21 protein-coding genes are annotated in these 20,261 nt (G+C 60.5%); 8 read left to right on the top strand and 13 right to left on the bottom strand.

What is annotated here, in order from left to right; genetic code table 11:
- Nucleotides 1–62 precede the first annotated feature (62 nt).
- Nucleotides 63–1,142 carry a diguanylate cyclase domain-containing protein gene (locus ACIOVB_RS11230; protein WP_401267612.1) on the top strand — a complete coding sequence of 360 codons (1,080 nt, stop codon included), beginning with the start codon at nucleotides 63–65 and terminating at the stop codon, nucleotides 1,140–1,142.
- A 9-nt stretch (nucleotides 1,143–1,151) separates the two neighbouring features.
- On the opposite strand, the gene ACIOVB_RS11225 is transcribed toward ACIOVB_RS11230, so the two are convergent.
- Nucleotides 1,152–1,460 (bottom strand): RcnB family protein, encoded by a 309-nt coding sequence (locus ACIOVB_RS11225; protein ID WP_187678389.1) that lies wholly within the window; start codon nucleotides 1,458–1,460, stop codon nucleotides 1,152–1,154.
- Between the two features lie 294 nt (nucleotides 1,461–1,754).
- Here ACIOVB_RS11225 and ACIOVB_RS11220 point away from each other — a divergent pair, with 294 nt between their 5' ends.
- Nucleotides 1,755–3,047 carry an MFS transporter gene (locus ACIOVB_RS11220; protein WP_401267609.1) on the top strand — a complete coding sequence of 431 codons (1,293 nt, stop codon included), beginning with the start codon at nucleotides 1,755–1,757 and terminating at the stop codon, nucleotides 3,045–3,047.
- Nucleotides 3,048–3,059: 12 nt separating this feature from the next.
- Nucleotides 3,060–3,827 (top strand): substrate-binding domain-containing protein, encoded by a 768-nt coding sequence (locus ACIOVB_RS11215; RefSeq protein ID WP_401267607.1) that lies wholly within the window; start codon nucleotides 3,060–3,062, stop codon nucleotides 3,825–3,827.
- On the opposite strand, the gene ACIOVB_RS11210 is transcribed toward ACIOVB_RS11215, so the two are convergent.
- Nucleotides 3,817–4,731, bottom strand: coding sequence for a LysR family transcriptional regulator (locus ACIOVB_RS11210; RefSeq protein ID WP_187678392.1), 915 nt, complete (start codon nucleotides 4,729–4,731; stop codon nucleotides 3,817–3,819). The two genes, ACIOVB_RS11215 and ACIOVB_RS11210, sit on opposite strands and share 11 nt — an antisense overlap.
- Nucleotides 4,732–4,858: 127 nt before the next feature.
- On the opposite strand from ACIOVB_RS11210, the gene ACIOVB_RS11205 reads away from it, so the two are divergent.
- Complete coding sequence (locus tag ACIOVB_RS11205; RefSeq protein WP_187678393.1) at nucleotides 4,859–6,667, top strand: monovalent cation:proton antiporter-2 (CPA2) family protein; 1,809 nt, start codon at nucleotides 4,859–4,861, stop codon at nucleotides 6,665–6,667.
- 128 nt (nucleotides 6,668–6,795) lie between these two features.
- Here ACIOVB_RS11205 and hcnC read toward each other — a convergent pair whose 3' ends face one another.
- The 5 genes from hcnC to ACIOVB_RS11180 form a co-directional block, all read right to left on the bottom strand.
- On the bottom strand, nucleotides 6,796–8,055 hold the full coding sequence (gene hcnC, locus ACIOVB_RS11200) for a cyanide-forming glycine dehydrogenase subunit HcnC (protein ID WP_401267603.1): 1,260 nt from the start codon (nucleotides 8,053–8,055) through the stop codon (nucleotides 6,796–6,798).
- Entirely contained in the window at nucleotides 8,048–9,457 is a 1,410-nt protein-coding gene (gene hcnB / locus ACIOVB_RS11195) for a cyanide-forming glycine dehydrogenase subunit HcnB (RefSeq protein ID WP_401267600.1), read from the bottom strand. The genes hcnC and hcnB overlap by 8 nt, the downstream gene beginning before the upstream one ends.
- Nucleotides 9,454–9,768 carry a (2Fe-2S)-binding protein gene (locus ACIOVB_RS11190; protein ID WP_401267598.1) on the bottom strand — a complete coding sequence of 105 codons (315 nt, stop codon included), beginning with the start codon at nucleotides 9,766–9,768 and terminating at the stop codon, nucleotides 9,454–9,456. The genes hcnB and ACIOVB_RS11190 overlap by 4 nt, the downstream gene beginning before the upstream one ends.
- Before the next feature lie 238 nt (nucleotides 9,769–10,006).
- A complete protein-coding gene (locus ACIOVB_RS11185) occupies nucleotides 10,007–10,546 on the bottom strand; it encodes a hypothetical protein (protein ID WP_401267596.1) in 540 nt (179 codons plus the stop codon).
- Nucleotides 10,547–10,771: 225 nt separating this feature from the next.
- Nucleotides 10,772–11,713, bottom strand: coding sequence for a hypothetical protein (locus ACIOVB_RS11180; RefSeq protein ID WP_401267595.1), 942 nt, complete (start codon nucleotides 11,711–11,713; stop codon nucleotides 10,772–10,774).
- 306 nt (nucleotides 11,714–12,019) lie between these two features.
- Between ACIOVB_RS11180 and ACIOVB_RS11175 the strand changes: the two genes are divergently transcribed.
- Both ACIOVB_RS11175 and ACIOVB_RS11170 read left to right on the top strand, forming a co-directional pair.
- Entirely contained in the window at nucleotides 12,020–12,703 is a 684-nt protein-coding gene (locus ACIOVB_RS11175; RefSeq protein ID WP_187678398.1) for a response regulator transcription factor, read from the top strand.
- Nucleotides 12,681–14,075 (top strand): sensor histidine kinase, encoded by a 1,395-nt coding sequence (locus ACIOVB_RS11170; RefSeq protein WP_401267593.1) that lies wholly within the window; start codon nucleotides 12,681–12,683, stop codon nucleotides 14,073–14,075. The genes ACIOVB_RS11175 and ACIOVB_RS11170 overlap by 23 nt, the downstream gene beginning before the upstream one ends.
- Nucleotides 14,076–14,204: 129 nt before the next feature.
- On the opposite strand, the gene ACIOVB_RS11165 is transcribed toward ACIOVB_RS11170, so the two are convergent.
- Genes ACIOVB_RS11165 through ACIOVB_RS11155 form a run of 3 tightly spaced genes read right to left on the bottom strand, consistent with a single transcriptional unit; the run spans nucleotide 14,205 to nucleotide 16,454 of the window.
- Entirely contained in the window at nucleotides 14,205–14,615 is a 411-nt protein-coding gene (locus tag ACIOVB_RS11165) for an SRPBCC family protein (protein ID WP_401267590.1), read from the bottom strand.
- 22 nt (nucleotides 14,616–14,637) lie between these two features.
- A complete protein-coding gene (locus ACIOVB_RS11160; RefSeq protein ID WP_401267587.1) occupies nucleotides 14,638–15,435 on the bottom strand; it encodes an SDR family NAD(P)-dependent oxidoreductase in 798 nt (265 codons plus the stop codon).
- Entirely contained in the window at nucleotides 15,432–16,454 is a 1,023-nt protein-coding gene (locus ACIOVB_RS11155) for an aldo/keto reductase (protein ID WP_401267584.1), read from the bottom strand. Before ACIOVB_RS11155 ends, ACIOVB_RS11160 begins: the two co-directional genes overlap by 4 nt.
- A gap of 113 nt (nucleotides 16,455–16,567) precedes the next feature.
- Here ACIOVB_RS11155 and ACIOVB_RS11150 point away from each other — a divergent pair, with 113 nt between their 5' ends.
- The gene (locus ACIOVB_RS11150; protein ID WP_401267582.1) at nucleotides 16,568–17,455 is read left to right on the top strand and encodes a LysR substrate-binding domain-containing protein; all 888 of its coding nucleotides are present in this window, start codon (nucleotides 16,568–16,570) and stop codon (nucleotides 17,453–17,455) included.
- Between the two features lie 57 nt (nucleotides 17,456–17,512).
- Nucleotides 17,513–18,439, top strand: a complete 927-nt coding sequence (locus tag ACIOVB_RS11145; RefSeq protein WP_401267579.1) for a LysR substrate-binding domain-containing protein — start codon at nucleotides 17,513–17,515, stop codon at nucleotides 18,437–18,439.
- Here ACIOVB_RS11145 and ACIOVB_RS11140 read toward each other — a convergent pair.
- The 3 genes from ACIOVB_RS11140 to ACIOVB_RS11130 all read right to left on the bottom strand — a co-directional run bounded on the left by ACIOVB_RS11140 (nucleotide 18,354) and on the right by ACIOVB_RS11130 (nucleotide 20,222).
- On the bottom strand, nucleotides 18,354–18,953 hold the full coding sequence (locus ACIOVB_RS11140) for a DinB family protein (RefSeq protein ID WP_187678491.1): 600 nt from the start codon (nucleotides 18,951–18,953) through the stop codon (nucleotides 18,354–18,356). The genes ACIOVB_RS11145 and ACIOVB_RS11140 overlap by 86 nt on opposite strands.
- Nucleotides 18,954–19,063: 110 nt before the next feature.
- Nucleotides 19,064–19,732 carry an HAD family hydrolase gene (locus ACIOVB_RS11135; RefSeq protein WP_401267576.1) on the bottom strand — a complete coding sequence of 223 codons (669 nt, stop codon included), beginning with the start codon at nucleotides 19,730–19,732 and terminating at the stop codon, nucleotides 19,064–19,066.
- Nucleotides 19,733–19,808: 76 nt separating this feature from the next.
- Complete coding sequence (locus tag ACIOVB_RS11130) at nucleotides 19,809–20,222, bottom strand: response regulator (protein WP_401267657.1); 414 nt, start codon at nucleotides 20,220–20,222, stop codon at nucleotides 19,809–19,811.
- Nucleotides 20,223–20,261: the final 39 nt, after the last annotated feature.

The following is a 20,261-nucleotide window of genomic DNA, read 5'->3' as shown; positions in this document are numbered from 1 at the left end:
ACCATTAAGATAGCCAACCGCCATTACTTCACGGATCGCTTCGCCATGCCGGCAGCTCCCGAATGACCCAACTCTGGATAAGTCTTGCAATCGGCACGGTGATGCTTGCCGTCATCGTCCTGCTAATCTGGCGCGAGCGCGGTTTGTGCAAGCAGCTCGACGAGTACCGTGAGCTGCTGACCCGCGCCGCCGATGGCCAGAACATTCATCAGGACGGCGACGTCGAGCGCTTCAAGCGCAGCCAGTATTTTGCGCGCATCGGCACCTGGGACTGGGAGGTCGACACCGATCGGTTGTATTGGTCGGACGCGATCTACGGCATGTTTGGCTTCAAGATCGGCGAAATCACTCCGTCCTATGCATTGTTCTGTTCCTGCGTACACCCGGACGACCGCGTCAGGGTTCGCGCTGGTGAATTGCGCTGCCTGGAAACCGGGGAAAATCACGACGAGGAGTACCGCGTGGTCTGGCGCGACGGCACGATTCGCTGGCTAAGGGAAACCGGCAATGTGGTGAAAAACGACCACGACGCAGTGATCAAAATGATGGGCGTAGTGCGCGACATCACTGAAGAAAAAGCCTCCGCCAGTTACCTCCAGCATCTAGCCCATTTCGATCCGTTGACCGGCCTGCCCAATCGTCTGGTGCTGGAGGAGCGGCTGTCGGAAGCGCTGGATCAGGCGCGCCAGAGCAGCACTCGGGTGGCGCTGGTGTTTGTCGATCTCAACGGGTTCAAAAACATCAACGACCGCTACGGTCACGCCGCTGGCGACCGCGTATTGATCACCACCGCCACACGCCTGCAACGCATCCTGCGCGCGACCGACACCGTCGCGCGTATCGGCGGCGACGAATTCGTGGTGGTACTGCAAGGACTGACGCCGGGCCTTGACCTGCAGGATGAAGCCCGCAGTATCTGTCAGAAAATCTTCATCGAACTGTCCCCACCGATCAGCATCGGCAACGACCAGCGCCACATCGGAACCAGTCTGGGCGTCGCGGTGTTTCCCGATCATGCGTCGACCATGGACAGGCTTTTGCACATCGCCGATCTGGCAATGTATGAGGCCAAGCGCAGTGGGAATAATCAGTATCGGTTGGGAGGGCAAAGCCCTGCGCATTTAAAGGCGCAAGGCTTTTGAATCGCGGACTTAACGCTCGACCGGTTGCATCTCGACAATCGTCCCGTTGGTGATCATCACCATCACGTACTTGTCGTTGATTTGCACCCACTGCGCCTGTTCGACCGGTGCTTTCAAGCCTTTCTGCTTCCAGTTTTTCAACGCTTTCTCGCTGCGCTGATAAACGTCGGGGGCACGGTCATTGACCTTCAATTCACGGTCGCTGACCGGGGATTGCACGGCGGGTTCGCTTGAGGTTTGCGCCGCTTGAACAAGGGGGCTGATCCCGGCAATGCCGGCGACGAGGGCCAGGCTGGCGATTAGGGTTTTGCTGTTCATCGGTGAACCTCTTGAGATGGCTGATACCTGAACTCCGACTACTGAGATCTGGAAACATTCCTTGTTTTTGCGCGTGTGGATCAGAAGATAGCCGTCGTCAGCCACGCCGCCATCGCGGGCAGGCTGGCTCCCACAGGTTTATCAATTGCCTGAAGGGATTGATCCGTTTTTGGCATCAATCCATGCCAACAATGCAATTAACATATTGTTACACCTGCGCCACCATCAGCCTCAATAAAAACCGTGCGCCGCCCTCCCGTAGCGCACGTCATAAAAGCGGTGGAGTACTTTTCTATGACAGCCTCAATCCCACACGGCGGCTCGCGGGCCGGCGCCATTTTCCGGGTGACCTCGGGCAACTTCCTCGAACAGTTCGACTTCTTTCTGTTCGGTTTCTACGCCACGCAGATCGCGGCGGTGTTCTTTCCGGCGAGCAGTGAATTCGCCTCCCTGATGATGACTTTTGCAGTGTTCGGCGCAGGCTTTTTGATGCGTCCGCTGGGGGCCATCGTGCTGGGTGCGTACATCGATGACGTCGGTCGACGCAAGGGTTTGATCGTCACCCTGTCGATCATGGCCAGCGGCACGATATTGATCGTGCTGGTGCCCGGATACGAAACCATTGGTTTGTTCGCCCCGGCGTTGGTGTTGATCGGGCGCTTGCTGCAAGGCTTCTCGGCCGGTGCAGAACTGGGCGGCGTTTCGGTTTACCTCTCCGAGATCGCCACGCCCGGTCGCAAAGGCTTTTTCACTGCTTGGCAGTCGGCCAGCCAACAAGTGGCGATCATCGTTGCCGCCGCGTTGGGCTACGCGCTGAATGCGTGGATGGCGCCAGAGGTGGTTGCCGATTGGGGCTGGCGCATTCCGTTTTTCGTCGGTTGCATGATTGTGCCGTTCATTTTTTTCCTGCGCCGGAATCTGGCGGAAACCGAAGAGTTTGCAGCGCGTAAACATCGCCCGAGCATGAAAGAAGTGTTCCGCACGTTGGGTCAAAACTGGGGCGTGGTGCTCGGCGGGATGTTGATGGTCGCGCTGACCACCACGGCGTTCTACCTGATCACCGTGTATGCGCCGACCTTCGGCAAAACCGTGCTGCACCTGAGCACGTCCGATGCGTTGCTGGTGACCCTGTTGGTCGGTGTATCGAACTTCTTCTGGTTGCCGATTGGCGGCATGTTGTCCGACCGCATCGGCCGTCGTCCGGTGCTGATCGCCATGTCGCTGCTGGCGCTGGCCACGACTTACCCGGCGCTGTCCTACCTGGTGCAGGCGCCGAGCTTCAGCCACATGTTGCTGTCGTTGCTGTGGCTGTCGTTTATCTACGGCCTGTACAACGGCGCGATGATTCCGGCGCTCACCGAGATCATGCCGGTGGAAGTCCGGGTCGCGGGTTTCTCGCTGGCCTACAGCCTGGCCACGGCGATTTTCGGCGGGTTCACGCCAGCAATGTCGACTTTCCTGATCCAGTACACCGGCGACAAAGCCGCGCCGGGTTACTGGATGAGCATCGGTGCGCTGTGTGCGTTGCTCGCCACGCTGTACCTCTATCGCCGCGCGGGCGGCCGTCTGCAACCCGTTGCAGCATAAGGAGCCTTCAACATGAAAAAACTATTCAACCTCACCGCCCTCGCCCTTTTGGCTTTCAGCGCTTTGGCGCACGCCGAAGAGGTGCGGGTGATGACCTCGGGCGGCTTCACTGCTGCCTATAAAATCCTCGGGCCGAAATTCGCCGCCGCGACGGGCAATACGCTCGACACCCAGCTCGGCCCATCGATGGGCAAGGCACCGGAGGCGATCCCCAATCGTCTCGCACGCGGTGAACACGCAGACGTGGTGATCATGGTCGGCTACGCCCTCGACGATCTGATCAAGCAAGGCAAAGTCGATCCGGCTTCGCGGGTTGAGCTAGCCGATTCGCGGATCGGCCTGGTGGTGCGCGAAGGCACGCCGAAGCCAGACATCAGCAACGTCGAAGCCTTGAAGAAAACCCTGCTCGACGCGCAGTCGGTGGCCTACTCCGACAGCGCCAGCGGCGTGTACATCGAGGAGCAGTTGTTCAAGAAACTCGGGATCGAAGATCAACTCAAGCCGAAGGCCAAGATGATCGCGAAAATCCCGGTGGGTTCGGTGGTCGCCACCGGTGATTATCAATTGGGCTTCCAACAGGTCAGCGAATTGTTGCCGGTGCCGGGGGTGAGTTTTGTCTCGAAGATTCCGGAATCGGTGCAGTCAGTGACGCGCTTCGCTGCCGGGATTCCGGTCGGCGCGCAGCATCCAGCCGAAGCCAAAGCGTTGCTCGCCTACCTCGCCGCACCCGCCGCCCAGGCTGACGTGCAGGCTACCGGGCTGGATTCGGTCAAGCGCTGATCGTTGGCGGCTGGACTTTCATTTCCACCACCAGCCGCTCCAGCTCCAATGCCGCCGGGGTCAATGTGCGACCCCGGCGCTTGATGATGCCGACACTGCGCATCACTTGCGGATCGGTCAGCGGCACGCGCGTCAGGATCGGATGATCCGGCCCCGGCAGCGCCATCAGCGGCACAGCTGCCACACCCAACCCCGCCTCCACCAGACCAATCATCGTCGTCACATGCCGGGTTTCGCAGATGCTCTGGCGCTGCGGCACCACGCTGCTCAGCGCCTGATCGAGCAAAAAACGATTGCCCGAAGTCTTGTCCAGCGAGATGTAATCCTGCTGATAAAACTCGTCCCACGTCACGCTGCTACGCCCGGCCAACGGATGATCACGGCGGCACGCGACGACGTAGCACTCCTGCACAAGCGGCTCGAAGTCGACTTTGGCATCCTGTGTGCCCAAAAAACTCAAACCGAAATCCGCCTCGCCATTGACCACGGCGCTCAGTACATCGTGAGCGCTGGAGTCGAGCACTTTGACTTTGATCCGCGGGAATTGCCGGTGGTAATGGGCGACCACGCGCGGCATGAAGTAATACGCCGCCGAGGGTACGCAGGCGACCGTGACGTGACCCAAGCGGGTCGAAGCCACTTCGCTGATACCGAGCAACGCCACGTCGAGATCATCCAGCAAGCGCTCGACACTCGGCATGAATCCCCGTCCGGCCTGGGTCAGGCTGACCTTGCGCGTGGTGCGTTCGAACAGCTTCACACCGAGGGCGTCTTCGAGTTTCTCGATGCGTCGGCTCAGTGCTGGCTGCGACAGGCGCACGGTGTCGGCGGCCTTGCGGAAACTGCCCTGCTCGACCACCGCGCGAAAGGCTTGCAGATCGTTGAGGTCGAAGTTGATGGCCATGGCGGAGACTCGAAAGATTGATTCGCTGAGGCTATAAATGTAACCAATTGATGCAATTTATTACAGGCTCGATGAAGATCGCCCTTATCCTTGTCACCCCCGCCGTACCGCTGTCAGGAGTCAATCAATGCCCCATGAAGGCAATCTGTTACAAGCCGCTGTCGTGTTTCTGTTCGCCGCAGTGCTCACCGTGCCCTTGGCCAAACGTCTGCAACTGGGCGCTGTGCTCGGTTATCTGTTTGCCGGGGTCATCATCGGCCCGTCGGTGCTGGGCCTGATCGGCAATCCGCAGAGCGTGGCGCATATCTCTGAGTTGGGCGTGGTGTTGCTGCTGTTCATCATCGGCCTTGAGCTGTCGCCGCGACGGTTGTGGGTGATGCGCAAATCGGTGTTTGGCGTGGGTCTGGCACAGGTGCTGCTGACCGCCTCGGTGATCGGCGTGCTGGCGTTGTCGGTCTTCGGGCAGCCGCTGAACAGTGCGATTGTGCTGGGCCTCGGTCTGGCGCTGTCGTCCACCGCATTCGGCCTGCAAAGCCTGGCCGAACGCAAGGAACTGACCAGCCCCCACGGACGTCTGGCCTTCGCGATTCTGCTGTTCCAGGACATCGCCGCGATCCCGTTGATCGCGCTGGTGCCGATGCTCGCGGGTGTCGATCACCACACCAGCACCGCTGACGATGTGCGTCACAGTTTGCAGGTGCTCGGCGGCATTGCCGTGGTGGTGGTCGGCGGGCGCTATCTGTTGCGTCCGGTGTTCCGCGTGGTGGCGAAAACCGGCTTGCCGGAAGTGTCGACCGCCACGGCGTTGCTGGTGGTGATCGGCACGGCGTGGTTGATGGATCTGGTCGGTGTGTCGATGGCGCTGGGGGCGTTTCTGGCCGGTTTGCTGCTGGCGGATTCAGAGTATCGCCATGAACTGGAAGCGCAGATCGAACCGTTCAAAGGCCTGCTGCTCGGGCTGTTTTTCATCAGCGTCGGCATGGGCGCCAATCTCGGTCTGTTGCTCAGTGCGCCGATCACCGTGCTCGGGCTGACGCTGCTGTTGATTGGCTTGAAGCTGCCGCTGTTGTTTTTGGTGGGGCGTCTGGCTGGCGGGCTGAACAAGATCAGCGCCATACGCCTCGGCATCGTGTTGGCAGCGGGCGGTGAGTTTGCCTTTGTGGTGTTCAAGATCGGTCGCGATCAGGGTCTGTTCGAACCGCGCTTGTACGACTTGCTGGTGCTGACCATCACTCTCTCGATGGCGGTGACGCCATTGTTGCTGTTGATCTGCGCGCGACTGGTCAGCCCCAAGGTGCAACCGGTGGAAGTACCGGAGAAATTCCGCGAGATCGACACCGACGCCCCGCGCGTGGTGATCGCTGGCATGGGGCGGATGGGCCAGATCGTTGCGCGTATTCTGCGCGCGCAGAACATCAAGTTCGTGGCACTGGACACCTCGGTGGAAACCATCGAACTGTCGCGCAGCTTCGGCGGTGTGCCGGTGTTCTACGGCGACCCGATGCGCCCGGAAATCCTCAATGCGGCCAAGGTCGGCGAGGCGGAATATTTTGTGATTGCCACGGATGATCCGGAGACCAACATCAAGACCGCCGAGATTGTCCGCAAGCTTTACCCGCACATGAAAATCATCGCCCGGGCACGTAACCGTCAGCACGTTCACCGCTTGGTGGATGTCGGCGCTGAAGCGATTCGTGAGACTTATTACTCCAGTCTGGAAATGAGCCGGCGCACGCTGGTCGGCCTCGGCCTGACCCAGGCGCAGGCCGATGCGCGGATCAAGCGCTTCAAACACCACGACGAACAGGTGCTGGAGGCACAACACGCGGTCTACGATGACGCCGCCAAAGTCCTGCAAACCGCCCAGGAAGCCCGGGCGGAACTGGCGCGGTTGTTTGAGTCGGATCAGTTGGAAGAGGAATCGCGCAAGGCCTGAGTCTTACTCAAATCCCAATGTGGGAGCGAGCCTGCTCGCGAAAGTGCTGTGTCAGCCAACACTTCGACAACTGACAGATTGCCTTCGCGAGCAGGCTCGCTCCCACAGGGAATGGTGGTGGACTCAGGTCAGGCCATTTCCAGTTCGAGTTCCTGCTTGACCGGGGCAGTCTCAAACCGATCCGCCAGAAACGGCGTGATGTCCAGCGGCAGCGGCTCGTCGTTGACCAGTTTGTCCAGCAACACGCCGGTAATCGCCGAGGTCAGAATCCCGGTGCGGAAGTGCCCGCAGGCATTCAGATACCCCTCCACCCCACGCATCGGCCCGAGGATCGGCAACTCATCCGGCGAGCCCGGACGCAACCCGGCCCAGGTGCGTTTCAGGTTGACGTCTTTGAGCTCCGGCAGACAACGCACCGCGCCCTGCACCAGCCCGGCGATTTCCGGGTAGGTGGTGGTGACGTCGAAACCTTTGTCTTCGGTGGTGCTGCCAATCAGGATCTCGCCATTGTCCTTTTGCGCCACGTAACAATCGCTGGTGGTCAGGCAGCCGTTGAGGATTTTCGGCATGCGCTCGGTCAGCAGAATCTGGCCTTTCACCGGCTTCACCGGAATGCGAATGCCGGTGGCCCACTCGCTCAAATCCGCCGCCCAGGCACCACCGGCGTTGATCAGCGTCTTGCAGTGGAACACGCCCTCCTCGGTGGTCTGTACGCCGGTCACACGCGTGCCGTGGTGCAACACGCCGGTGACGTTGGTGTTGACGAAGATGTCGACGCCATTCTGCCGCGCCCCTTCCATGTAGGCATCGGCGAGGCGGAACGGGCTGACCTGGTGATCGCAGAGAAACTCCAGCGCCCCGCGTGCTTCATGGCTGACGCTCGGTTCGGCTTCGCGCAGCGCGGCTTGATCGAGCCAGCGCACCTGATCGGCCAGATGCGGAATGCAGCCGACGATGTGCTCGGCGTAGAGCCGATCCTCGTCGTCATAAATCACGAATTTCAGCCCGGTCTTTTCGAACTTGAAATCCATGCCGTGGTTGTCTTTCAACTCACGGTGCAGCGCCGGGTACAGCGCGTTGGATTGCAAGGCGAAATCGAAAAACGACTCCGGCAGAATGTGCGGTGTGCTGGCGTCCACCGCCACCGCCGCGCCTTGGGTTTCACGCTTGCGGTTAGCCGACATCATGCGAAAGAAAATCACCCCACAGCCAAGCCCTACCGACTCGCCGATCGCCCATAACCCACCGGCCGACGCACGGGTCGCGTTGCCCGGGCGCTTGGCGTCGATCAGTGCAACCTTGAGCTCTTTGCGTTTGGACAATTGATAGGCGCAGGACGCCCCGATCACACCGCCGCCGGCGATGATCACGTCGTAGAACTTACTCATGGGAAGCGGCCTCCGTGCCGACATTCTGGAACGCGGAAAAAGGGATCGGATCAATCGGGAAGCGCGGGCGCAGCCAACCGACATCTTTGCGCCCGGTGGCCTGGCGCAAACGGTCGCTGCAATAGCCGACGCACATGCGACCCTGGCAATCGCCCATGCTCACGCGGGTACGCATTTTCAGGCTGGCGATGTCTTGCACGCCTTGCTCCAGCGCCCGGTCGATATCGGCGCGGGTCGCGTGTTCGCAACGGCAGATCACCGTGTCGGCGGCCGGCAATGCAGTCTGGCCGACGCCGCGTTCGGTGTAGCGATCGACTGCCGCGCGGAAACGCACGATGGCTTTCAGTTTGCCCAGATACCGGTCGCGGCGTACCCGCGCCAGCTCCTCTTCAAGCACACCACGTTGCAGCAGGATCGACGTCGCCGCGATCTTGCCCGCGAGCATCGCCGCTTCACCACCGCGAATCCCGCCCATGTCACCGGCAAGATGCACATGCGGCTCGTTGCTTTGCTGCCAGATGTTCGAATTGGCGCGCAGATAGCCGTCATCGCTGAAGCCGTGATCCAGGCCCATCTGCTGACTGAGTTGCGTGCGCGGAATGAAGCCGTAACCGACCGCTAGCGTCTTCGCTTCAAAGCGTTCGACGCGGGACAGGTCCGGCTCCCAGGTGGCCGAGTACGGCGCGACGCTGACGCTTTTCAGTTCGCCCTCACCGTGGGCTTCGACCACGCCCCAGCCGTAGTTCATCGCGATGCCGTGCAGTTTCAGGTAGGCGAGCATGCTCAAGCCATCGAGGAACAGTTGCGGCTTGTTCAGCAGCGCCAGGCTTTCGCGGGCGATCTTGCCGAACGCGCAGGCCTCATACACGCCCGCGACTTTGACGCCTGAAGCATGCAGTTGTGTCGCCACCAGCGGCAGTAACGGCCCGGTGCCGGCAATGATCACCGGCCCTTGCGGCTTGACCACGCCACTCTTGATTTGCAGTTGCAGGCCGCCAAGCAGAATCACCCCCGGCAAGGTCCAGCCGGGAAACGGCACGCTGCGTTCGTGGCAACCGGCAGCCAGCAGCAATTGCGGATACTCGATCTCGTGCAGTTGCTCGTCGCCGTCCAGCACCACCAGCGCACGGGTGCCTTCGGCGCCGACCACGCGATGATTGAGGTGCACGTCGATCAGCCCGGATTGTTCCTGGAATTCGCCGTGCAGTTTGCCCAATGCTTCGGAGTAACGCGGCCCCAGATAATCCAGCTGCACGCCGTCGCGCAACGGCCCGCGATAGACCACGCCGCCGAGTCGCGAGGCTTCTTCCAGCAGCGTACAACGTACGCCGTGGCGCGCCAGTTCGATGGCCGCCGCCATCCCCGCCGGTCCACCGCCGACGATGACCGGTTGCAGATTCATACAACCTCCTGCGCGACGACGCGGTTGACCTGGGTTTCAATCTGCATGCCGTCACGCACGACGGTCTGGCAGGCGCGACGCTTGTGGCGGCCGTTGATTTTCACCAGGCAGCACTGGCAAACGCCCATGCCGCAGTAGGCGCCGCTGATCTGGTCATGATCGTTGCGTGCAATCTGGCGCACACCGAGGGATTGAATAACGCTGAGGACGGTTTCGCCGATGGCGGCGGTGACCGGTTGGCCGTTGATGTGGACGGTCATATCCGCCTGCGCCAAGGGCTGGATATCGAAGGTTCGTTCTAGGCAGTGCATTGCGGTGTTCATCCGTGAAGATTCAGTTGAGGTTGTGTCAGCTCCTTGCTGCACTACACCTCGTCGACGCGTTTATGACTGTGATTGGAGCGTCGACGCGGGTACTTCGTCAGCGCAACAAGGTGCGCGAGAAGCACTGTAGTTCATACCTCAGCAAAGGCCTGGAACATTTACGTTAGGTGATAGCGCTAACGGAAATATTGATCCAGGCCAGTGAAACAGCCGGATTGTTAAACGATCAGTTGGAGAAAACGAACTGGCCTTTGATCTTTTTCGCGCCAATCAAGGCGAGATCCGGGAACAGCAGCGATTTGACCCAGGCGGCGTAGAACATCATAGCCAGCGTGAAAACCACGCCGAGCACAGTCGACACCGGCTCTTCGCTGTAGCCTACAAACATGCGCGGAACCTGGCTGATCGTGAAAGTGACATAGATCGTGTAAACCACCGCGATCCCCTTGTAGAAGCCCCACGCAAACAACAGCGGAATGACGCCGATAATCAGCATCATGGCCAAAGCCATAGCGATGCCACCATCGTTGATTTGAACAAATCCAGCCAGCATACCGATCAGCCCCAGAATGCCCGTCAGCACCACCAGGAAGGTCACTTTGCCTGAATGTCGTTTTCTAAGGGTCGGGTCCGGGCGCCCCCCGATCCACGCCGCCAACACTCGATCCTTGACCTTGCCACCGGACAGCGCGTTGAAGGTTTCAGTCTTGGACCGGCCGGCGTCGAGCATCTCGATTAGTTGCCGCTTGATTTCCCGCTTGTTCAACTCATTCATCCTTAAACGTGCGAGCAACGGCCGACCCGTTGCCGCCGGCGATTCTCGCCGCTGGCCCCGCAGAAAGCAAAAAGCCGCTACCACCCGAGGGTGGTAGCGGCCGAGGCAAAAGCCCCAATAGAGCAATCAGTGCACGAACAGGGCGATCAGAATAATGATCGGGATCGGTATGCCGAGGAAAAACAGCAGTAATGAGCGCATGGTGATTCTCCCTTTTTAACGGACTGGAGGCACAGTGGTGGTAGTGGTGTAGGTATCGACTTCAACGTACTCGACCGCATCCCGACGACGACCGCCGTAGGTTGCCGCGAGACTGGCGAAGAAGGCACCGGCCAGCAGCGCGATGAACATCCACAGCGAGGTCAAGGCTGCGACTTTGGCGGCGGTGTCGGCAGCTTGTTGGGCTTTCAGCTTGGCGTCGGCGATGGCTTTCTGGGTGCGGGCATACACTTCGTCGACACGACGCTCAGCGTCCGCCTGACTCAGGTTGGTACGTTGCGCTACCAGTTGCGCGAGGTAGGTGCGGTCTTCGGCGCTGAGCTGACCGTTGGCCAGGCTTTGGGTAAAGATTCGCGCTACTGCACCATGGGCGGCGTCATCACTGACAGACGCCGGACGGTCATCGCGAAACAGGTTATCGATGTAATAACCGTACTGGTTGCTGTCAGTGTTCGCCGCTGCGGAACCGGCTGCCTGGGTCACAGCGCTTGCTGCACCACCGACCACACTGGCACCGGCCTGAACGCCACCGCTGATCACGCTGCTGACCGAACCGACCACCAGAATCGCGGTCACCAGTGTGGCCACGCACCACGCCAGGAACCCATGAGCGGTGTCGCGGAAATACACTTCGTCACCGTGCATGTTCGCCCATTTCACTCGCAGGCGACCGGCAATATAGCCACCCAGACCGGAAGCAATGATTTGCGTCGCCGCCAGCCAGACAATCGTCGTAATACCCAAGCCCTTGGCGCTGATGCCCTCACCGGCCCATGGTGAAACCGCAGAGAATCCCAAACCGAAGCCGAGCAGCACCAAAATCATCGACAGTGCTGCAGCCGCCGCCGCACCGGCGAAGATCGCCCCCCAGGACACGCCTGAGACGTTGCTCGACTCTCCTTCGTAGGCAGGATAAAACCCATCAGAGGATCTATTCATTGTTGTAGTGCTCCAGGCATGAAAAATGGTGTTACAACTCGTCGAAACATGAATTGCAGTGACCGTGCCAGTCGCCAAGAATTAATAAGTCATTAAATTTCAACCAGTTATAAAAGATGAACTTCTTAGGACGTTGCAATTTGCAAAGTGCAGCCGATTTCAGCGGGTTTTATGCATTGGCATCGATTGCAGCAGGCGTCGACATTTGCGTGTGCCATAGCCCGAAGATGAAAGTTAATTTAAAGCGTCGCGGAAAATTCTTGGCAAAATGCTGCCATTCCGTTTGAACCGATCAAGGCCTGCCCTATGACTCGCATATTGACCATCGAAGACGACGCCGTGACCGCCCGGGAAATCGTCGCCGAACTCAGCAGCCACGGCCTCGACGTGGATTGGGTCGACAATGGCCGCGAAGGCCTCGACCGTGCCGTGAGCGGCAACTACGACCTGATTACCCTCGACCGCATGTTGCCGGAGCTCGATGGTCTGGCCATCGTCACCACCCTGCGCACCATGGGCGTGGCGACGCCGATCCTGATGATCAGCGCCCTCTCCGATGTCGACGAGCGCGTGCGCGGCTTGCGTGCCGGTGGCGACGATTACCTGACCAAACCCTTTGCCACCGACGAGATGGCCGCGCGGGTCGAAGTGTTGCTGCGCCGGCAGAACAGCGGCGCCACTCAAGCGACGACGTTGCGGGTGGCGGATCTTGAGCTGGATCTGATCAGCCACGAAGCACGCCGCGCCGAGCAGGTGCTGACGCTGCTGCCGACCGAATACAAATTGCTGGAATTCCTGATGCGCAACAGCGGACAGATTCTGTCGCGGATGATGATTTTCGAAGAAGTCTGGGGTTATCACTTCGACCCCGGCACCAACCTGATCGACGTGCACATCGGCCGTTTGCGCAAGAAGATAGACGCGGCGGGCAACGTTCCGCTGATCCGCACGGTACGGGGCTCGGGTTATGTCATTGCCGAACCCGTCTGACGGCTGGCGCTCCTCCAGCAGCCGCTTGCTGGCGCTGTACAGTTCGCTGTTCGTGGCGTGGAGCGCGATCCTCATGGGGGTCATGTACTACGAGGTTTCCGGCTACCTCGACAACCTCGCCAAACATTCGCTGATGCAACGTCAGCACCTGTTTTCGCACTTTCGCGGCCAGCAACTCGATGAAGCGCTCGCCGCGAGCATGACCTTCGATATTCGCGGCATCGACGCTTACGGTCTGTTCGACGCTGAGGACCGCTACCTCGGCGGCGCCTTGCAACAACTGCCGGAAGGCCTGCCGCTGGACGGCAAGATCCACATGCTTTCCGAATGCGCCGACTCCGATGATCCGACCCTGCCCGCCGACAGCTGCGATGCCGTCGCGACGCAAACCCGCGATGGTCGCTGGCTGGTGCTGCTGCGCGATAACGGCTCGCTGTTCGCCGTGACGCGGATCATTTTGCATGCGTTGTTCTGGGGCGTGTCGCTGACCATTCTTCCGGGGATCGCCGGTTGGCATCTGCTGCGGCGCCGCCCGTTGCGGCGCATTCGTGCGATTCAGGACAGAGCGCAAGCCATTGTGGCCGGCGACCTGACCCAGCGTTTGCCGCTATCCAACCGCCGCGATGAACTGGACATGCTCGCCGCCATCGTCAACGCGATGCTGGAGCGCATCGAGCGCCTGATGAATGAGGTCAAAGGCGTCTGCGACAACATCGCCCATGATCTGCGTACCCCGCTGACTCGCTTGCGCGCGCAGTTATATCGCATGCAGCAACAGGCCGGTGAAGGTTCGCAGGAAGCCGCGCAACTGGATCTGGTGCTGGCCGAGGCGGATACGCTGATGGCGCGGTTTCGGGGTTTGTTGCGGATTTCCGAGCTGGAGGATCGTCAGCGCCGTTCAGGGTTTGTCGAACTGGACCCCGTGTTGCTGCTCGAAGAACTTCACGAGTTTTACCTGCCGCTGGCCGAGGAAGGCGAGCTGCGCTTCGAACTGAACATGCCGGAGACCTTGCCGCCGCTCAATGGTGATCGGGCGTTGTTGTTCGAGGCCTTGGCGAATCTGCTGAGCAACTCGATCAAATTCACGCCCGCCGGCGGCACGGTGATTTTGCGTGGAGTGAATGATGCCGGGCACACGCGGATTGAAGTACACGACTCAGGCCCGGGGATTCCCGAAGCCGAACGCGAGGCCGTATTCCAGCGTTTCTATCGTGCCGAGGGCGGGCAGCCGCAAGGTGGTTTTGGCCTGGGATTGTCGATTGTCGCGGCGATTGTCAGCTTGCACGGCTTCAGCCTGGAAGTGCGCAGCAGTGACTTGGGTGGGGCGAAACTGGTGCTGGATTGTCGGCAGAGCCTGATCGCCAACACCTGACCGCTCCTTGGAATGCAATCCCTGTAGGAGTGAGCCTGCTCGCGATAACGGTGTATCAGTCAAAGAAGATATCGACTGACCATGCGCCATCGCGAGCAGGCTCGCTCCTACATTGGATTGTGGCGTTCTTCAGGCCGGGTAATTGGCCCGCAGTGCCTCTAGACCGCCCTGGTAGATGCCGCTGAACAACGCCACCACTTCCTCATCGCTCACGCCTTTGGCGGTGAAACGCCCCGACCACGTGACCCGTGCCCCCTGCCCTTGGGCTTCAACCTTGATCGTCGCCAGGTAGTCGGTGGCCGGGAACGGTGCCTGTTCAATCGAATAGCTGTAGGTCCTGGCGGCGTTGTCGAACGTTTGCAGACGTTCAATCACCACGGCACCATCGGCGGTTTGCAGGGTGCGTACACGCCCGCCGTCGCTGAGTTCGCTGTTGGGAATGAACGGCAGCCAGTCCGGCAGCGTGTTGAAGCCGCCGATCAATTGCCAGACCTGATCGGCCGAAGCCGGGATATCGATGGTTGCGGATGCAGTTGCCATAAAAACGTCTCTCGTAAGGAATTCAGATTGTCAGGCTGTCGACCACACCACCGTCGACCCGCAAAGCGGCGCCGGTCGTGGCCGAGGACAGCGGTGAAGCGATGTAGGTCACCAGATGTGCGACCTCTTCGACATCGGCCACGCGCTGGATGATCGAGGTCGGACGCGCCTTGCGCACAAAGGCATCGGCCTCATCGCGCAGGTTGCGACCGGACTCGGCAGCGGCGTCCTTGAGCATCTCCTCCAGGCCATCGGTGAAGGTCGGCCCCGGCAGAATCGCATTGACCGTCACGCCAGTGCCAGCCAGACGTTTGGCCAAGCCATGGGACACCGCCAGATTGGCGCTTTTGGTCACGCCATAATTGATCATGTCGGCCGGCGTCGCCACCCCGGATTCCGAAGACAGGAAAATCACCCGGCCCCAGCCCTGCTCGACCATCGCCGGCACATAATGCCGCGACAGACGCACACCGGAAATCACGTTGACCTCATAGAAGCGCGCCCACTCGCTGTCCGGCGCGTCGAAGAAGTCGACGTCATTAAAGATGCCGAGGTTATTCACCAGAATGTCGGCTTTCGGTTCTGCGGCGAAGAGTTTCTCCGCGCCTTCGGCGGTGCCCAGATCCGCCGTCAAACCGCGCAACTGGGCGCCAGGCACCTTCTGACGAATGCTCGCCAGTGCCTGCTCGACCTTGGCCGTGTCGCGGCCGATCACTACCACCGTAGCGCCGGATTCAGCCAGCGACTGGCTGATGCCCAAACCGATACCAGCGGTGCTGCCGCTGACAATGGCGAGTTTTCCACTCAGATCAATCTTCATGCTTTCACCTCATCGATTGGCAATGGTGCACGTTCGGACACCAGTTGCGCGTCACGCATGGCCTGCCAGAAACCAGCAGGAATGGTCGCCGACAGTGCGGCCACGTCTTCGGCGATGCGACCCGGTTTGCTCGCACCGGGAATCACCGCTGCAACCGCTGGATGAGCCAGCGAAAATTGCAGGGCAGCGGCTTTCACATCGACGTTGTAAGCCGCAGCGATGCGTTTGATCTGTTCAACCCGGGCGACGATTTCAGGGTTGGCCTTCTGGTATTCGAAGTGCGCACCGCCGGCCAGGATTCCTGAGCTGTAAGGGCCGCCAACGACAATCTCAACGTTTTGCGCCAGCGCCGCCTCCATCAGGCGTTGCAATGGACGTTCGTGGTCGAGCAGCGTGTAGCGCCCCGCGAGCAGGAAACCGTCCGGCTGCGCCTCGGTCAGATCCAGCGTCAACTCGCACGGCTCGACCTTGTTCACGCCCAGGCCCCAGCCCTTGATCACGCCTTCTTCACGCAAACGGGTCAGCACTTTGAACGCGCCGGTGCGGGCCTGATTGAAATATTCCAGCCATTGATCGCCGTAGAAGTCCTGAGCAATGTCGTGCACCCAGACGATGTCGAGACGGTCGGTTTGCAGGCGTTTGAGGCTGTCCTCGATTGAACGCAGGGTTGCGTCGGCGCTGTAGTCGTTGACGATCTTGTTCGGGCGACCGTGTTCGAACACCCCGCTCTTCTCGCCCAGATCGCGGGCAGCGGCGTCTTCGACTTCATCGAGAATCACCCGGCCGACCTTGCTGCTCAGCACATAGTCGTCGCGCTTGTATTGTTTCAGTGCTTCACCGAGGCGGATCTCCGACAAACCCGAGCCGTAGAACGGCGCGGTGTCGAAGTAGCGCACACCGGCATCCCACGCGGCATGCACGGTGGCCTGCGCTTCTGCTTCGGGGATGGCGCGGAACATGTTGCCCAGTGGGGCGGTGCCGAAGCCCAGTTGGCCGGGCAGTTTGTCTTTCAAGCTCATTGGATTGTCCTCATTCGTTGCGTGGTCTGCGTGACCGTTGAGCAGATCCTAGATTGCGACACCGAGACCGTCCAAGACATAATGCGCAGTACTTGAGTCCCTAGAGGTCTGACATGATCGACATTCGCCAATTGCGCTACTTCGTCGCCGTCGCCGAGGAAGAGCACGTCGGCCGTGCTGCCGAGCGGTTGCATATTTCCCAGTCACCGCTGAGCCGGCAGATCGCCCAGCTCGAAGAGCGCCTGGGCCTGACGCTGTTCGAGCGCAGCCAGCAACGCATTCGTCTGACCCGCGATGGCCAGACCTTCCTCGCTGAAACCCGCGCCCTGCTGACCCACGCCAATCGCCTGGAATCCCTCGGCAAGCGACTGGGCCGGGGCGAAGAAGGCGGGTTGTGCATCGGCTACATCGAAAACGCCATGCACGCCGGCGTCCTGCCCAATGCCCTTCGCGTGCTGCGGGTGGAACGGCCGAACGTACATGTCGCGCTGTACAACCTCAGTTCCGCCGAGCAACTGGAAGGCTTGCGACAGCGTAGTCTCGATATTGCCTTGGTGAGTGAGCCGCCGACCGATGACGATCCGGATCTGCTCGGATTTCAGGTACTCGATGATCCGATGCTGTTGGCGTTGCCGGAACAGCATCCGTTAGCTGGCAAGGTCTCATTGAGTCCAGAGGATCTGGCCGATCAGGAATGGATCGGCGTGCAGCCAAGGCAGGATGCGAGCGATGAGTTCGTCAGCGCGTGCATCCGTGCAGGCTTTACCCCGGATGTGCGGATGCAGGCGACCGAGCCGTTTACCGCGCTGGGGCTGGTGGCGTCGGGGTTGGGGATTGCCATGATCCAGAAGGGTTTGAGCCATAACGCCCCACCGGGGGTGGTGCTGCGCGAGGTGCCGTGGCTGGCGTTTACTACTCCGCTGTGGGCGGCGTGGCACCGGATCAATTTGCGGCCGTTGGTGGAGACGTTTCGCAAAGTGCTGACAGGCACCGCCCCCTGACTTCAGGAATGACTGGTTTCACTACACTGAAGAATCCGCACATCGGAGGCTTTGGGCATGAACCGTAACGACCTGCGCCGCGTCGACATGAACCTGTTGGTGATTTTCGAAACGCTGATGTTCGAAAAGAACCTGACCCGCGCCGGGGAAAAACTGTTCCTCGGCCAACCGGCGGTCAGCGCTTCCCTCGCCCGTCTGCGCGATCTGTTCGACGATCCGCTGCTGGTGCGCAACGGCCGCACCCTCGAACCCACGCAACGGGCGCTGGCGATCCTCAAGGAGCTGCAACCGGCGATGGACACCATCTCGGGTGCCGTCAGCCGCGCCAAGGATTTCGACCCGCTGGCCAGCCGTGACGTGTTTCGCATCGGTCTGTCCGACGACGCGGAATTCGGCCTGCTGCCGCCGCTGCTCAAACAGCTGCGCGAAGAAGCACCGAACGTGGTGGTGGTGATCCGCCGGGTGAATTTTCTGTTGATGTCGTCAATGCTCGCCACCGGGGAAATCTCCGTGGGCGTCAGTTACACCACCGAACTGCCGGCCAACGCCAAGCGGAAAAAGCTGCGCGATTTACGCTGCAAGATCCTCCGTGCCGACGACCGTCCCGGTGCGCTGACCCTCGACGATTACTGCGAGCGCCCGCATGCGCTGGTGTCGTTTTCCGGGGACCTGGGCGGGGCCATCGACAACGATCTGGCGCGGGTCAATCGCAGCCGTCGCGTGGTGCTGGCGGTGCCGCAATTCGCCGGGTTACGGGCGATTCTCGCCGGCACCGACATGCTCGCCACCGTGCCGGACTTTGCGGCGTGTGCACTGGTTGAAGGCAGCAAGGGTTTGCGTGCCGACGACCCGCCGTTCGACATCGTCCCCTCGGAGCTGTCGATGGTCTGGAACGGTGTTAACGACAACGACCCTGCGGAACGTTGGTTGCGCTCGCTGATTGCCCATCACATGTCGGCTCCGCTGCCGCTGGAGGCGCACTGAACGCTTTGAAATTCGGGTCGACCTCGCGCAGATACACCGGCAGATCGGTCATCGGCGGCATCTGCGGAATCTCGAAATACATCTGGATCACCCAGCCACGGTGATAGCTGTTGTGGTTGATCACATGCAGGAAAATCGCCCCGGCGTTCATGCTGCCGCCGTCGCCGGAGACGAACTTGAAATCGATCTCGCGATTGAGTGAAGCCTCGGTCTGTTGCTGGCTCCAGGTGCTATACCAGCGATCGACGTCCTGCTGGGCCTGGCGCAATTCGCCGAGATCGGCGTGCACCAGATCATGGGAAGACTGAAAGCCATGGTCTCGCCCCTCAAGGTGCGCCTGCCAGATGCGGTCAACCACGTAGATGTGGTTCAAGGTGCCGATCAGGTTCTTGAAGATCGTTTTGCGCTCCTTGGTGATTTCCTCAGGAGGCAGTGCTTGGAGGCTGTCGAACAGGCGTTGATTGGCCCAGGATTTGTAATCAGCGAACAGGTGGGCAGTGGCCAGGTTGATCATCATGAGGCTCCGCAGGCACAAAAAGGCTGAGCCTAGGATAGCCCGAGTTGGCGCGGGCGCCGTGGGGCCTGATCGTCGGTCACGATCTACCCCACAGCAATCGTGGTGTGTCAGGCCTTGTGCAGGTGAAGCTGACCGGCACTGTCGACTTTGACGCAGATCGCCTCGTAACTGGCCAATGTCGCATGCGACGTTTCGAGTGGATGCTGGTGCGTCGTGGTGATGATCATCAGCGGCGCGCCGGCGGCTTCGGCGGCCTGGATGCCGACAGTAGCGTCTTCGAAAATCAGGCAGTCGCGCGGCTCAAGTCCCAGGCGTTTGGCGGCCAGAATATAACCGGACGGATCGGGTTTGCCGGCCTTCACATCCTCGGCAGTGATCATCACCGCAGGCTCGGGAATGCCCGCCGCTGCCATCCGCCGCAAGGCCAGATCCCGCGGCGCCGAAGTGACCATGGCCCAGCGCTCGTTGGGCAGGCGCTTGAGAAACGCTGCCGCACCGGGAATCTCGACAATGCCTTCAACGTCGCCGATTTCCGCCTCGGTGATGAACGCCGCTTGTTCTTCGGCATTCACTCCCGGCAAGTTCAGGCGATTGATGGTGTCGATGGCCCGCGCGCCATGAATGGTCGGCAAAAACGATTCGACGTCCACGCCATGCCGCACGGCCCAGGCTGACCAGATCCGCTCGGCGGCGGCGATGGAATTGAGGACGGTGCCGTCCATGTCGAACAGGAACGCGCCGAACGCGCGGTCAAAAACACAATCGTGAGCAGACAAAGGGTCGCATCCTCTGGCAATGGCAGTCAGGTTGGCCGGGCAATGTAGCATCTGCCTGACCGACGAACCCAGTGCTTCAGTGCAGAAGCGGCGCCTTGGACTTCAGCGCACCTACCACGCAGTCGAGCAATTGACCGATGGCCCAGGGCTTTTTGATAAACGCCACGGGGTACTTGACCCCGGACGTCTCCGGCGTTTCATAGCCGGACATGACCATCACCGGTTTGTCCGGCCAGCGGTCGCCAACCAGATTGGCCAGATCCGCACCATTGAGGGTGCCGGGCATGGTGATATCGGTCAGCAGCAACGCCACTTCCGGCGCATGCTCCTCCAAATATTGTGATGCGGCGTCAGCACTGGTCTGCGGCGCAACCCTGAAACCTTCCTCCTGAAGAATTTCGCAGAGAAACTCCAGAATCAACGGATCATCCTCAACCACCAGAATCAATCCGTCAGGAAGGTGCGTGTCCGCCGTCGGTGTTGGGCACATGGAACTGCACTCCCTGAATTGCATTAACGATTTAGCGGC

It is taken from the genome of Pseudomonas sp. NPDC087639, assembly GCF_044743385.1.
In the GTDB taxonomy this organism is placed as follows: Bacteria; Pseudomonadota; Gammaproteobacteria; order Pseudomonadales; family Pseudomonadaceae; genus Aquipseudomonas.
Note: the sequence above shows the minus strand (reverse complement) of the source record. Positions and strands in the feature narration are given on the sequence as shown.

Excerpts from the sequence above, each read along its gene's own strand:
- ACIOVB_RS11140 (WP_187678491.1), bottom strand. The coding sequence starts at position 18,953 with ATGATCAACCTGGCCACTGCCCACCTGTTCGCTGATTACAAATCCTGG.
- ACIOVB_RS11230 (WP_401267612.1), top strand. The coding sequence starts at position 63 with ATGACCCAACTCTGGATAAGTCTTGCAATCGGCACGGTGATGCTTGCC.
- ACIOVB_RS11165 (WP_401267590.1), bottom strand. The coding sequence starts at position 14,615 with ATGGCAACTGCATCCGCAACCATCGATATCCCGGCTTCGGCCGATCAG.
- ACIOVB_RS11150 (WP_401267582.1), top strand. The coding sequence starts at position 16,568 with ATGATCGACATTCGCCAATTGCGCTACTTCGTCGCCGTCGCCGAGGAA.
- ACIOVB_RS11205 (WP_187678393.1), top strand. The coding sequence starts at position 4,859 with ATGCCCCATGAAGGCAATCTGTTACAAGCCGCTGTCGTGTTTCTGTTC.
- ACIOVB_RS11170 (WP_401267593.1), top strand. The coding sequence starts at position 12,681 with ATGTCATTGCCGAACCCGTCTGACGGCTGGCGCTCCTCCAGCAGCCGC.
- ACIOVB_RS11225 (WP_187678389.1), bottom strand. The coding sequence starts at position 1,460 with ATGAACAGCAAAACCCTAATCGCCAGCCTGGCCCTCGTCGCCGGCATT.
- ACIOVB_RS11210 (WP_187678392.1), bottom strand. The coding sequence starts at position 4,731 with ATGGCCATCAACTTCGACCTCAACGATCTGCAAGCCTTTCGCGCGGTG.
- ACIOVB_RS11160 (WP_401267587.1), bottom strand. The coding sequence starts at position 15,435 with ATGAAGATTGATCTGAGTGGAAAACTCGCCATTGTCAGCGGCAGCACC.
- ACIOVB_RS11145 (WP_401267579.1), top strand. The coding sequence starts at position 17,513 with ATGAACCGTAACGACCTGCGCCGCGTCGACATGAACCTGTTGGTGATT.
- hcnB (WP_401267600.1), bottom strand. The coding sequence starts at position 9,457 with ATGAATCTGCAACCGGTCATCGTCGGCGGTGGACCGGCGGGGATGGCG.
- ACIOVB_RS11180 (WP_401267595.1), bottom strand. The coding sequence starts at position 11,713 with ATGAATAGATCCTCTGATGGGTTTTATCCTGCCTACGAAGGAGAGTCG.
- ACIOVB_RS11220 (WP_401267609.1), top strand. The coding sequence starts at position 1,755 with ATGACAGCCTCAATCCCACACGGCGGCTCGCGGGCCGGCGCCATTTTC.
- ACIOVB_RS11190 (WP_401267598.1), bottom strand. The coding sequence starts at position 9,768 with ATGCACTGCCTAGAACGAACCTTCGATATCCAGCCCTTGGCGCAGGCG.
- hcnC (WP_401267603.1), bottom strand. The coding sequence starts at position 8,055 with ATGAGTAAGTTCTACGACGTGATCATCGCCGGCGGCGGTGTGATCGGG.
- ACIOVB_RS11130 (WP_401267657.1), bottom strand. The coding sequence starts at position 20,222 with ATGTGCCCAACACCGACGGCGGACACGCACCTTCCTGACGGATTGATT.
- ACIOVB_RS11155 (WP_401267584.1), bottom strand. The coding sequence starts at position 16,454 with ATGAGCTTGAAAGACAAACTGCCCGGCCAACTGGGCTTCGGCACCGCC.
- ACIOVB_RS11175 (WP_187678398.1), top strand. The coding sequence starts at position 12,020 with ATGACTCGCATATTGACCATCGAAGACGACGCCGTGACCGCCCGGGAA.
- ACIOVB_RS11215 (WP_401267607.1), top strand. The coding sequence starts at position 3,060 with ATGAAAAAACTATTCAACCTCACCGCCCTCGCCCTTTTGGCTTTCAGC.